Genomic DNA, 13,900 nt, shown 5'->3' with positions numbered 1-13,900 from the left:
TAGATGGAAAAGGTACTATAAGCTTACGAGTAAATGATATTTTTGAAGGAATGAAATTTAAATTTGAATCTGAAAACCCTTATCCATTTAATGGACAATTTAACTGGGAAAGCAGAACTGCTTATTTAGGTTTTATGTACCGATTTGGTGGTGGAAAAAACAAAGCTAAAAGCCGTAAATCGAGAGATAATAATGAAACCCAAGGTGGTGGTGGATTTATATAAATATATAAAATGGTATTATAATTTTTTGAATTAGTTAAATTATAAGCCTTTAAAAAAGCCTCAAAACTTGCGTTATTGAGGCTTTTATTTTTAAAATATAGTCTAATTTTATATTACCAACGAATTATTACACTTCCCCAAGTAAATCCACTACCAAAAGCAGCTAAAACAACTAAATCATTATCTTTAATCTTACCTAATTCCCAGGCTTCTGTTAATGCAATGATTACTGATGCCGCAGTTGTATTACCATATTTCATAATGTTATTATAAATCTGGTCATCATTTAACTTAAACTTTTTCTGAACAAATTGAGATATACGCAAGTTTGCTTGATGTGGAATTAACATATCAATATCTGTTGCTTCTAAATTATTGGTTTGTAAACCTTCAATAATTGCTTCTGAAAAACGAACTACCGCATTTTTAAATACAAATGTTCCGTTCATATATGGGTAATAAGATTCGTCATTTTCATCATTCTCAGCAATTAATGCTGGTACCCAATGCATAATACTTGGTGATTCTACAATTAATTCTTTTGCGTGTTTTCCTTCAGAATGTAAATGAGAAGATAAAATACCTTTTGTATTATCTTCAGTTCTTGACAAAACAGCTGCCCCAGCTCCATCTCCAAAAATTACGGTAACACCTCTACCGCGAGTTGATTTATCTAATCCACCAGAATGAAATTCAGATCCAACCACCAAAATATTTTTATACATTCCTGTTTTAATAAATTGATCTGCAACAGACATGGCATAAATAAAACCTGAACATTGATTTCTAATATCTACTGCTCCAACTGTTCTCATATCAAGCATTTCCTGTAATTGAACTCCACCTCCAGGAAAATAATAGTCTGGACTTAAAGTAGCAAATACAATAAAATCTATATCATCTTTAGTTAATCCAGCTCTTTCAATAGCAATTCGAGATGCTTTAGCTCCCATCACGGCAGTAGTATCTTCACTTCCTTCCTTTATCCATCTTCGTTCTTTAATACCTGTTCTTTCTTGAATCCACTCATCATTAGTATCCATCATTTTGGATAAATCTTCATTTGTAACAACATTTTCAGGAACATAAAAACCAAGTCCGGTTATCTTCGAATTATACATATATTAATATTTTTATTTATTTGCTTCAAACATACTAAAATCTCTAAGTATTCACAACAATAATAGTTACTACTCCCTAATTTTAATCTATCATTTTATTAAAATTATTTTATAACTATTGAACGAAATTTCGAGCATTGAATTTATTGATAGTTTTTAAAGGTAAACAATAAATTTAAAATTTATTTAAATTCATTATAAATAGCTTCCATTTAACATTATATTAGGAAATAAAATCTTCCTATTTTGGTAGATTTGATGAACATTAAATTAAATCAACTTAATCAAAATGAAAAATATTCTATTATTATTAGTCCTATTTTTGAGTATATCTGTTTATCCTCAAGAAAATTTAACCTACCAAAAACCTCCAAAAGAAATTCTTGAACTTGCAGAAGCTCCATTAGCTCCATCAATGAGAATGGATAGTAAAGGTGAAAACTTTGTTTTTCTATATCGTTCAAGCTTTAAAAGCATTCAAGAATTATCTGAAAAAGAAATGCGTTTAGGAGGATTAAGAATTAATCCAAAAACAAATATAAATAGTAGAGAAAGCTACTATTCCAATATTAAAGTTAGAGTTGGAAGAAATAACAGTGACGAATTAGTGAAAGGATTACCAAAAGATGGTAGATATTCAAACTTTTCTTGGTCTCCTGATCAAACAAAAATGGCTTTTACAAATACTGTATCTACAGGTGTAGAACTTTGGATAATTAATCTTCAATCAAAATCTGCCAATAAAATTTCTGATGCCAACTTAAATGCTAATACAGGAAGTCCATTTACTTGGTTTAAAGACAATAATTCTTTACTTGTAAAACTTATTTCAAAAGAGAGAAAAGAAATTATAGATACAAAAACTGCTGTGCCATCTGGTCCTACAATTTCAATTAGTGAAAAAGGTATAAAAGCTCAAAACAGAACTTATCAGGATTTATTAAAAAATAAAAGTGATGAACATAATTTTGAACAATTAACATTATCTACTTTATTTAAAATTTCATTAGATGGTGTTGCTTCAGAATGGAAAGGAAGTGATATGTATAGAAGTTTATCATTTTCTCCTGATGGAAATTATATTATGATTACAACTATTGAAAGACCTTTTTCTTATTTAGTTCCTTATAGAAGATTTCCATCTAAAACAACAATATACAATTCAAATGGAACATTTGTAAAAACAATTTTAGAAATCCCTTTAATTGAAGATTTACCTCAAGGATTTATGGCTGTAAGAAAAGGTAAAAGAAGCCTTTCTTGGAGAGATGATAAGCCTGCAACTATTTTTTGGTGTGAAGCATTAGATGGTGGAGATCCTGATAAAGAAGTTGATTTTAGAGATGAAGTATTTGAATTGAATGCTCCATTTACTGGAAAAGAAAATTCAATCCTTAAAACTATAGGGCGATTTGCAGGAATTGAATGGGGAAACAATACCACAGCCATTGGACAGGATTACTGGTGGAATACTAGAAACACAAAATCATACCTTTTCAATCCTTCAAATTCAAACGTAAAACCTGTTATTATTTCAGATAGAAATTATCAAGATAAATATAACAATCCAGGAAATTTTGTAACTAAAAAGAATGAATTTGGAAGATATACTTTGGACTTGGTAAAAAACAACGCATATTTAATTGGTGATGGATTTAGTAAAGAAGGAAAATTTCCTTTTGTTGATGAAATGAACCTAAAAACATTAAAAACTAAAAGATTATATCAATCTAAATTAACAGATAAAATTGAAGATCTTTCATATGCTCTTAATATGAAAAAAGGAGAAATTGTTGTTAGAATAGAATCTAAAAACGAATATCCTAATTACTATATTAGAAACATTAAAAAAGGAGCAAAACTAATTTCACTTACAACATTTGAAAACCCTTTTAAGAGTATTCAAAATGTACATAAAGAAGTTATTAAGTATAAACGTGAAGATGGTTTAGAATTATCTGGAACGATGTACTTACCTACTAATTTTGAAAAAGGAAAAAAATACCCAATGATTATGTGGGCATATCCTGAAGAATTTAAAGATAAAAGTAGTGCTGGACAAAGTACATCAAATTCTAATGAATTTACTTATCCTTGGTATGGTTCTCCAGTATATTGGGTAACTAGAGGATATGTTGTTTTAGATGATGCTTCTTTTCCAATTGTTGGTGAAGGAGATATTGAACCTAATGATACATTTATTAAACAATTAGTCTCTAACGCAAAAGCAGCTATCGATGCAGTTGATAATTTAGGATATATTGATAGAAATAAAGTTGCTGTTGGTGGTCATTCTTATGGAGCATTTATGACTGCAAATTTATTGGCGCATTCTGATTTATTTGCAGCTGGAATTGCAAGAAGTGGAGCATACAATAGAACGCTTACTCCTTTTGGATTCCAAAGTGAAGAAAGAAATTATTGGGAAGCACCAGAAATTTACAATACGATGTCACCATTTATGCATGCTGATACAATGAAAACACCTTTATTGTTAATTCACGGTCAGGCAGATAATAACTCTGGAACTTATCCATTACAAAGCGAGCGTTATTTTAATGCTTTAAAAGGATTGGGTGCACCAGTTAGATTGGTAATGTTACCTAAAGAAAGTCACGGGTATAGAGCTAAAGAATCTGTTTTTCATATGTTATGGGAACAAGATCAATGGCTAGAAGAACATGTTAAAAATAGAAAATAATTTATGTTACTAAAAAAAGCAGCTTAAAGCTGCTTTTTTTAGTAAATTTTCATAACCTCATCAAGTGGTTTTCTCCCAATATCCGGTACATACGCATTATCAGCAGCATAACCTACAGGTAATAATAAAAAAGCTCTTTCGTTTGTTGGTCTTTCCAATATTTTTTCTAAAAATCGCATTGGACTTGGTGTATGTGTTAAAGTTACCAATCCTGCATTATGAATAGCCGAAATTAAAAAACCACAAGCCAAACCAACAGATTCATTCACATAATAATTTTGAAGTTTTTCATCGTTCTTACCGTATTCAAAAGGTCGTTTAAAAACAATAATTAAATAAGGAGCTATCTCTAAAAAAGGTTTATTAGCATCAGTTCCTAAATGTTTTAAATCTTCCAACCATTCATCACTCATTCTCTCATTGTAACTTTTTCGTTCTTCTTCTTCCGCAGCTTCTCTAATTTTTTTCTTTATTTTAGAATTCTTTACAACACAAAATGTCCAAGGTTGCTTGTTCGCGCCAGAAGGAGCCGTAGATGCTGATTTAATAATATTTTCAATAACTTCAATTGGAATTGGTTTATCTGAAAAATGACGAACGGATCTTCGTTTATCCATCCATTCATAAAGCCTCTTCGATTTATCAATCATTTCAATTTCAGAAAATGTTTCGTGTTTATAACTTATATGTTTAAATCCGTCAACTAATATATAATCGTCTGTTTCTTTCATTTTAAAAATAATTAAGATTCTTTATTAGGAATTTTATCCATTGCATATTCGGCAATAGCTGTTATTGATAATGATGGGTTTACACCTGGATTTGCTGAAATCATAGAACCATCACAAACTAGCATATTTTTGTACCCGAACACTTTACAATGTTTGTCTATAACTCCATTTGAAGTATTTTCTCCCATCACTGCTCCACCCAAAATATGAGCTGTAGTGGGTGTTCCAAGTAATACATCTGTAATATTAGCATATGGAATTCCTTTTACTTTCTTCCCAAATATTTTACCAAAATTTAGTGCTTCAGGAATAAATGCTTTTGGTTTTGGGCCATCTTCTTGCTCAGTTTTCATTTTAGTAATTTTCCCTAGTTTTATCCTAAGCGTACTATCTAAAGTTTGCATAAACAATAAAACGGTTGATCGTTTTGCATAATTATTAGCAAATATAGTTTTTAATAGTATTACTGGTTTTTTTAGCACCAAACCAAAAATTCCTAACAACCTAAATAGTGAATATTTATGATAAACTAACGGCATTGTTAATAGCCTAAAAAAACTAGAACCTTCACCATAACGAACTGGCTCCAAATGACTATTTTCATCGGAATGTAAAATAGAACCAATAGCCAATCCTTTTGAATAATCTTTCGGATTTTTAACTGTGGAAGTTACTACTATTAAAGATTCATTATTTGTACGAATATTTTTTCCAACATAGTCTGACAAATTTGGTAGCGAATTTTCTTTTAGTTTTAATAATAATGGAACCGTTCCAACAACACCTCCTGAAAAAATAACACCTTTTGCAGTTACGCTTTCTAATTGCTTTTTTCCAATACTTGATTTAAATTCAATTTTATACCCATCAGATCCATCCTCAGAAATTAAAAAAGAAACATTAAAAACTTCTTTTTCAGCTAAAATCTCAGCTCCAAGCTGTTGTGCTAAAAACAAATAATTTTTATCCAATGTATTTTTGGCATTATATCTACAACCTGTCATACAGGCGCCACAATGTGTACATCCAGTTCTATTAGGTCCTTTACCATTAAAATAAGGATCTTCTACTTTTCTTCCAGCTTCACCAAAATAAACAGCTACTTTCGTAGCTTCAAAATGACCTTCTTTTCCAATATCTTTTGCTATTTGCTGTATTGTTAAATCAGTGGCGTGTAATTTTGGATTTTTAGCAGCTCCCAACATTTTATAAGCTGTTTGGTAATATGGCTTTAACTTCTCTTCCCAATTATTTAAGGTTGCCCAACTTCCTGTTGTGAAAAAATTTTGTTTAGGAATTGGAAGCGTATTGGCATAAGTTAAGGAGCCTCCACCTACCCCAACACCCGAAAGCACTGTAACATGATTTAAAAAAGTCATTTTAAAAAATCCTCTTAACCTAAATTTTGGTTCCCATAGCCATTTTTTTAATTCCCAATTAGTCTTCGGAAAATCTTCACTTTTAAACCATTTCCCTTTTTCAATCACCAACACTTTATAACCTTTTTCAGACAATCGTAATGCGCTTACTGAGCCTCCAAAACCGCTTCCAATAATTACATAATCATATTGAGTCATGATACTTTTTTTATAATTCACAATTTATGTATTTATTTTCAAAGTGTCAGTTTGTCACAGAAATAAGTTTGGTATTTTTTTTGACTAACAAATAACATAAATATTAAAATTAAAAACTTAAGATATGACAAAAGGAAGTATTAATGTAACGGCTGAAAATATTTTTCCCATTATAAAAAAATTCTTGTATTCAGATCACGAAATATTTTTACGTGAATTAATTTCAAATGCAACTGATGCAACTTTAAAATTAAAACACTTATCAACTTTAGGCGAAATTAAAGGAGACATTGGAAGTCCAATTATTGAAGTTAAAATTGATAAAGAAAAAAAAGAAATTAGAATTATTGACCAAGGAGTTGGAATGACTGGGGAAGAGGTTGAAAAATACATTAACCAAGTTGCTTTTTCTGGAGCTGAAGAATTTGTTGAAAAATACAAAGATAAAGTTGAAGACTCTGGAATTATTGGTCATTTTGGTTTAGGTTTCTATTCTTCATTTATGGTAGCCAGCAAAGTAGAAATTTTTACTAAATCTTTTCAAAAAGGTTCAAAAGCTGTACGTTGGGAATGTGATGGAAGTCCAGAATATACTTTAGAAGAAACAAAGAGAAAAGAAAGAGGTACTGAAATTGTTTTACATATTGATGACGATTCATTAGAATTTTTAGAAGAACGTAAAATTACAGAGCTTTTAAATAAATACAACAAGTTTATGCCTATTCCAATTAAATTTGGAACACGCGAAGAAACATTGCCTTTAGCTGAAGATGCTGCTGAAGATGCAAAAGCAGAAACAATTACGGTTGCTAATATTGTAAATAATCCAAATCCGGCTTGGACAAAACTTCCTGCCGATTTAAAAGATGAAGACTATAAATCATTCTACAGAGAATTGTATCCAATGCAATTTGAAGAACCTTTATTCAACATTCATTTAAATGTAGATTATCCGTTTAATTTAACTGGAATTTTATATTTTCCAAAGTTGAATAAAAACTTAGATCCAACAAAAGATAAAATACAACTATATCAGAATCAAGTATTTGTAACTGACAACGTTGAAGGAATTGTACCAGACTTTTTACAAATGTTACGTGGTGTAATTGATTCTCCAGATATTCCTTTAAACGTTTCACGTTCGTACTTACAAGCTGATGGAGCTGTTAAAAAAATAGCAAGTTACATTACAAGAAAAGTTGCTGATAAATTGATTAGTTTATTTAAAAATGATCGTAAAGCTTTTGAAGAAAAGTGGGATGATATTAAAATTATTATTGAATATGGAATGCTTTCAGAAGATAAATTCTTCGAAAAGTCTGACAAATTTGCATTATACCCAACTGTTGACAAAACCTACTTTACTTTTTCAGAGTTAGAAGAAAAAATTAAACCTGCTCAAACAGATAAAGATGGAAAATTAATTGTGTTATATGCTTCAAATGAAAAAGCGCAACACAGTTATATTGAAGCTGCTAAAGAAAAAGGATATGAAGTTTTATTGTTAGATTCTCCAATAGTTTCTCACTTCATTCAAAAATTAGAAGGAGCAAAAGAAAATGTACAATTTGTAAGAGTTGATGGTGATCATATTGAAAACTTAATTAAAAAAGAAGAAACTTCAATCAGTAAACTTTCTGATGAAGAAAAAGAAACTTTAAAACCATTAATTGAAGAAACTATTCCAAAAGAAACATACACTGTACAGTTGGAAGCAATGGATTCAAGTGCAAATCCGTTTATTATTACGCAGCCTGAATTTATGCGTAGAATGAAAGAAATGCAAGCTTCAGGTGGTGGTGGAATGATGGGAATGGGTAATTTTCCTGATATGTATAATTTAGTGGTAAATACAAATAACGAATTAGTTGGTAAAATTTTAGCCACTAAAACTAAAAAGAAACAAGAAGCTTTAATAAAACAAGCTTTTGATTTAGCAAAACTTTCTCAAAACCTATTACATGGTGAAGAGTTAACTAAATTTATTAAACGTAGTTTTCAAATGATAAAATAAATCATTTAATCATCTATAAAAAAAACCATAGCATGTGCTATGGTTTTTTTTTGTTTTATGATAAAAATCATAATATTCTTAAAGTTCTCTTAGTAATTTTATAGATACCCCATAATTTTAATTTTAAAAATTTAAGTTATGAAACAAAAATTACTTTTTTTGCTATTATTTGGATGTTCTTTTTTGACAGTAAATACACAAAATTTAGTTGCTTATTACCCTTTTAACGGTAATGCAAATGATGAAAGTGGGAATGCAAACCACGGAACTGTTAACGGAGCAACTTTAACTACTGACAGATTTGGTTCTACAGATAGCGCTTATGAATTTGATGGTATTGACGATTTTATTCAAGTAACTAATAGCAGTTCTTTAGATATTACAGGCAATGAACTCTCCATAAATATGTGGTTATATAATGACAATCCAGACACTAGTAATTTATGGAAAGGGATTTCTAAAGGGGGTTTTGATGTAGAAAATGGTTATGAATTAATATTTACCAATGACCCTGGTAATAGTGGAGGTAAATTATCTCTAAATGTTGGAGGAGGAGGCTATAATGTTAGTTCTTTTAATACTTATAGTAACCAGTGGATAATGCTAACAGGAACTTTTAACAATGGTGTTGGAAAAATTTATATTAATGGCATAGAACAAACAAAGACGCCACAAGGAACAACTAACCTAATTTCTAGCACAAGTGATTTATTTATTGGACAAAGAAATCCTGCAAATAATTATGACGGATTTGTTAAAGGAAAGATAGATGATATTAAAATTTATAACAAAGCCCTAACGCAAGAAGAAATTAAAAATGAGTTTAAAGGTCTAGTAGCTTATTACCCATTTAATGGAAATGCCAATGATGAAAGTGGTAATAATCATCACGGAACAGTTTTTGGTCCAACACTTACAGCTGACAGATTTGGAAATCCTGATAGTGCCTATCATTATCACGGCAATGCGAATAATGATTATATAGATATAGGAGATTGGGAAAATGGAGGCCCAATGAGTTTTAACCTCTGGGTAAAATGGGAGAAATTTAATAACTGGGGAGTAGTAATGGATCTCGCTGTAGGCAGGAATAATAACAACATATATATAGGTAATCTATCTACGACTAATACATTTATGTTTCACACACTTGATGGCAGTACAAAATATCTTTTTTATTGTAATGATCTCACTAACTACCCAAATAGTCCATTAACACTAAACTCATGGACAATGATTACTTGCACAGTTGATGCAGTTGGGCTAATGAAAGCATATAAAAATGGAGAATTAATAGGCACTTTCAATGGGTTCACACCAACAAGATTGTTTAGAACTGCTCAATATTTTGGTAGCTACAACTACCCTGAGAATGGCTATTTTCTAGGTGATTTAGATGATGTTAGAATATATCAATCTGTTTTAACAGATGCAGAAATTTTAAATTTATTTACTTACAACACACTTAAAGTTGAAAAAATTGAGAATGTTGCATCAAATAACTTTTATGTAAACAACAATATTTTATACTTTAAAAATGTTCAAAATTTAAATGAAATCAATAAAGTAGAAGTTTACAATTTATTTGGACAAAAAGTATTTAAAACTCTAGAAATTGCTGAACAAATACCATTAAACATACTGCAAAAAGGTATTTATATTTTAAAAGTTAAAAATACAAATGGTAATTATTATTCTTTTAAATTTTTAATTAATTAAGATAGTTTAACAAACAATTAATACAAAGCCTCAATACTAATTGAGGCTTTTTTTATTATTTTTACTTTTTATAGTACTTGCTTAAATAAGTGGCACTTTTTTTGTTGATACTAAAATCTAAATATAAAAAATGAATAACACCCTAAAATCACTTTTTTTGATTTTTCTAATTAGTTTTAGTTCTGCTGCGTTATTTTCACAAAATGACACTACAAAAAAAATTGATACAGAAATTAATACTATTAAAGGAAATTATCAATTAAAAGCAACTTCAGCCACTAATAAAATACAACCAATTATAGATTTAGACCTTAGAAATGAAAATAAATTAAATACTGATGCTATTGATAAAAATTTAAATAAAAATAAACCTACAGCTCAAACTCAAAATTTTTTATTAGAAGAATTACCTGAAAATAGAGATATTATTGGAAAAAAATATTGGAAAGGTAAAGATGTAACACATCAAAAATTAAAAAGTACTGTTAGCTTAGGAACCGTTACTAGTTCAACAAAAATGGTTAAAATTGAGTGCAGAGATCACAGCTATGTTGATGGTGACAGGATTAAAATTTATGTAAATGAAAAAGTTGTGAGCTCAAATATTGGTTTAAAATCTAATTATTATGTTATGCATCTAAATTTAGAAAAAGGCTATAACAGAATAGATTTTCAAGCTTTGAATCAAGGATTTTCAGGCCCAAATACTGCCGAAGTCATTCTTTATGATGAAAATGGCACAATATTATCTGCTAAAAATTGGAATATTACAACTGGTGAAACAGCAACATTAGGTGTAATTATTAAAAACTAACTTAGTTATGATTTTAGCTGCATCAGGCGTTATACTTCAAAATAAAAAAATACTACTACTTCAACGTTCTAATTATACTGAAAATTATCCTGAATTTTGGGGTTGCCCAGGCGGAAGAGCTGAAAAAGGTGAAACCGCTGAGCAAAATGTAATAAGAGAAGTAAAAGAAGAATGTAATTTAAACTTCTCACCTACTTCAATTTTAAAAACCGGCGTTTGGCAAGATAGAAGCTATTATCGTTTTTTGGGAAACTGGAATGGCGAAATTAAGTTACAAGAATTAGAAGTTTTAGATTATAATTGGTTTTCATATCATGAAGCCATAAAATTAAAATTATCCTTCGATTATAAAGAGATTATTCAATTACTTTATAAAAATCAATTATTATAGTATAACTCCATAATTATCAATTATTTACACTTTAACAAATTATTAGTAGTTTAAAACTAATGTAAGTGTAACTTTATTATTTTAGTATCGTCTTTTATTAAAACATTAACTAACCAAAAAGCCAAATTATTAAAACTATCCATTCTCATATTGTACCAAAAGGCATAGAAAATATTCGTTTACAAGAATACGCTCCAACAATTTTCAATTTATATATTCCGTCTAATGCTGGGGTAAAAAAAGCGATTAAAAGAGGGCAAATTATTGCAAACGGAAAAATTGCACAAACTGGGACATGGGTTCAAAGTGGCTTTGTGTTAGACCTTCTTGAAATACCACAAACTCAACCAAAAGTCTTTGAATGTTCTTTAGAAGTAATTTATGAAGACCACGAAATGGCTGTTATAAATAAACCTGCAGGATTATCGGTTAGCGGAAATGCTTATAAAACTATTTATAACGCATTACCTTTTAATTTAAAAAAAAGTAACTCAAAAGATAGTTTACCTTGGCCAACACCAGTGCATAGATTGGACAACCAAACTTCTGGATTGTTATTAATTGCCAAAACTAAAACTGCTCAAATTGAATTAGGAAATCAATTTAAGAATCAAACAATTCAAAAAAAATATTGCACTATTGTAATTGGGAAAGTTCATACCAATCAAATTATTAGCACACCTATTGAAAATAAGGAAGCTGAAACAAGTTTTGAAATTATTAAAATAGTAAACTCTTTAAAATACCAACAATTAAGTTTCTTAAAAGTTTCACCAAAAACAGGTAGAACACATCAAATTCGTATTCATTTAGCATCTATTGGGCATCCTATTTTAGGAGATAAATTGTATGGAAATAAAGAAACCCTTCACAAGGGTAAAGGGCTTTTTTTATGTGCATCTGAACTGAAATTTTTACACCCAAAATCTTTTGAAATTATAGTCTTAAAAATTGAAGTTCCTCAAAAATTTAAGTCTATGCTCGTTCGTGAAAAAAGGCGTTGGAATACGTATAATATTTGATTTTATTTATTATCACCAATTAAAATTCCTGAAATACTCCAATGATTAAAGCTTGATCCTTCGTCGTCACCTTGCTTTATAAGAACTTCAATAGTGTGCTTACCAGGTTTTAAATATGATAAAGGAATAATATAAGGTGGTGATAATGTTCCAGGGCACCAATTAGATCTACTAAAATCACTAGAAGATTGTCCATTGCCAAAATTACCTGAAGCTGGATTACTTAATCTATAAGTAGCACAATCCGTTCTCCATGGAATTACACTATAAACCAACTTTCCATCAACATAAACTTCATTTAACTTTTGGTTAAACTCATCTCCTCCACCCCAACCTCCATGGCCTGTTGAAGTAAATAATAATTTATGGTTTTTAATATTATCCGGAATCGTAACAGCTATTTTTAATGTGTCATTTTTAAATAATCGACCATAATTTTGTCCAGACATTTCTAAAATGTTAACGGTATTAAAAACAGGTTGTATCCATCTATCTGCAGTTTCATTTTCTTCAAAAGCAGGATAAAAATCCAAATCCAAACTTACTTTATGCCCACCTTTATCATAATTACCTATAAATACACCAACCCAAACTTCTTCTTGATTTGTTGGAATTAATGCAGAAACCTCCTGCTTATAAACAACTTCGTTTCTCCAAGGATAATTATTAATCACTCTTAAGTTATTAAAATGCCCTACTCCAAAAGAAGTAAAAAACCGCATTAGTTCAATAGGTGTATTGTAATTTTCATTACTCAAAATGCCTTGATATTCTTCACCCTTATTATCAATTAGTTTTGGCAACTTATCTACACCATTCAACAAACCATCAAGCATATTTTGCTTATCATCATCAACAGGAATAATAAATACCGAACCCGTTCTATCGTATGCATCGCCATTGGAGGAGTTTGTTAATGTGGCATAAATTTGAGCATTTTGCTTTACTACATTTGGTAATTTCACTTTCTTTAAAATTACAGAGCCATTTGAAAAGCGATATATTTTGTCATTCGAATTATCAATTGATGTAGTTTTAATGGAAGGGTCAAAATTTATTATCTCTTCTGAAAAAACAGATAATGTAGTATATCTAGATTTAATTTTTAATTCTTCAAATTCAGATTCTGAAATTTCTTTTGATTTACTAATAGAATAATAAGAATCATTAAAAACAGCTTCTTCTACAATCTTACTAGCAACAATTTCTCTATTTCCATTGATAACAATTTTTAAAACCAATGCTGATTTTGATGGAAGATATTTTTTATAAGGAGAACCCTTTACATTACTCTTATTAGTGTACCAAACTTCTATTTTATTAGAAAAATATGAAAATTCTGCCTTTAAACATTCATATCCTAAGATGGTATCAGTTTGAATTAAATAAGTTGGTTTTAACAATTTATCAAATGAAGTAATCGTTTTATAATTACTATTTTTATAATGAATTACATCAATATTTTGATTACTATTAAAATCTATAAAACTTTGGATTTCATCATTTGGTTTTGATAAATAGGCAATATTATATTTAAATATAAAGGATAGTTTTGAATTTTCATTTAATTTTCCATTTCTATACTC

General features: G+C 29.3%; 11 protein-coding genes. 7 read left to right on the top strand and 4 right to left on the bottom strand.

Annotated elements, in window-relative coordinates; all coding sequences use genetic code 11:
* The coding region (locus Q0352_RS12385) for an outer membrane beta-barrel protein (protein WP_299527960.1) at positions 1 to 224 on the top strand (224 nt) is incomplete at its 5' end.
* 113 nt (positions 225 to 337) lie between these two features.
* Here the strand turns inward: Q0352_RS12385 and Q0352_RS12380 are convergent.
* Positions 338 to 1,345, bottom strand: a complete 1,008-nt coding sequence (locus Q0352_RS12380; protein ID WP_299527959.1) for a 3-oxoacyl-ACP synthase III family protein — start codon at positions 1,343 to 1,345, stop codon at positions 338 to 340.
* A gap of 289 nt (positions 1,346 to 1,634) precedes the next feature.
* Here Q0352_RS12380 and Q0352_RS12375 point away from each other — a divergent pair, with 289 nt between their 5' ends.
* Positions 1,635 to 4,046, top strand: a complete 2,412-nt coding sequence (locus Q0352_RS12375; protein ID WP_299527958.1) for a prolyl oligopeptidase family serine peptidase — start codon at positions 1,635 to 1,637, stop codon at positions 4,044 to 4,046.
* 38 nt (positions 4,047 to 4,084) lie between these two features.
* Here the strand turns inward: Q0352_RS12375 and Q0352_RS12370 are convergent, their stop codons facing one another.
* Both Q0352_RS12370 and Q0352_RS12365 read right to left on the bottom strand, forming a co-directional pair.
* Complete coding sequence (locus Q0352_RS12370; protein ID WP_299527957.1) at positions 4,085 to 4,777, bottom strand: nitroreductase family protein; 693 nt, start codon at positions 4,775 to 4,777, stop codon at positions 4,085 to 4,087.
* An 11-nt stretch (positions 4,778 to 4,788) separates the two neighbouring features.
* Entirely contained in the window at positions 4,789 to 6,375 is a 1,587-nt protein-coding gene (locus Q0352_RS12365; protein ID WP_367274641.1) for a GMC oxidoreductase, read from the bottom strand.
* Between the two features lie 103 nt (positions 6,376 to 6,478).
* On the opposite strand from Q0352_RS12365, the gene htpG reads away from it, so the two are divergent.
* From htpG to Q0352_RS12340, 5 genes are all read left to right on the top strand, one after another.
* The gene (htpG, locus tag Q0352_RS12360; RefSeq protein ID WP_299527956.1) at positions 6,479 to 8,368 is read left to right on the top strand and encodes a molecular chaperone HtpG; all 1,890 of its coding nucleotides are present in this window, start codon (positions 6,479 to 6,481) and stop codon (positions 8,366 to 8,368) included.
* Positions 8,369 to 8,506: 138 nt separating this feature from the next.
* Positions 8,507 to 10,087, top strand: a complete 1,581-nt coding sequence (locus tag Q0352_RS12355; protein WP_299527955.1) for a LamG-like jellyroll fold domain-containing protein — start codon at positions 8,507 to 8,509, stop codon at positions 10,085 to 10,087.
* A gap of 157 nt (positions 10,088 to 10,244) precedes the next feature.
* Complete coding sequence (locus Q0352_RS12350) at positions 10,245 to 10,901, top strand: hypothetical protein (protein WP_299527954.1); 657 nt, start codon at positions 10,245 to 10,247, stop codon at positions 10,899 to 10,901.
* Positions 10,902 to 10,908: 7 nt separating this feature from the next.
* Entirely contained in the window at positions 10,909 to 11,292 is a 384-nt protein-coding gene (locus Q0352_RS12345) for an NUDIX hydrolase (protein WP_299527953.1), read from the top strand.
* A gap of 125 nt (positions 11,293 to 11,417) precedes the next feature.
* Complete coding sequence (locus Q0352_RS12340) at positions 11,418 to 12,314, top strand: RluA family pseudouridine synthase (protein WP_367274642.1); 897 nt, start codon at positions 11,418 to 11,420, stop codon at positions 12,312 to 12,314.
* Between the two features lie 2 nt (positions 12,315 to 12,316).
* Here the strand turns inward: Q0352_RS12340 and Q0352_RS12335 are convergent.
* The coding region (locus tag Q0352_RS12335; RefSeq protein WP_299527952.1) for a PNGase F N-terminal domain-containing protein at positions 12,317 to 13,900 on the bottom strand (1,584 nt) is incomplete at its 5' end.

It is taken from the genome of uncultured Lutibacter sp. (genome assembly GCF_937891065.1).
In the GTDB taxonomy this organism is placed as follows: domain Bacteria; phylum Bacteroidota; class Bacteroidia; order Flavobacteriales; family Flavobacteriaceae; genus Lutibacter.
The sequence above is the reverse complement of the archived record's forward strand: the minus strand, read 5'-3'. Positions and strand labels throughout refer to the sequence as shown.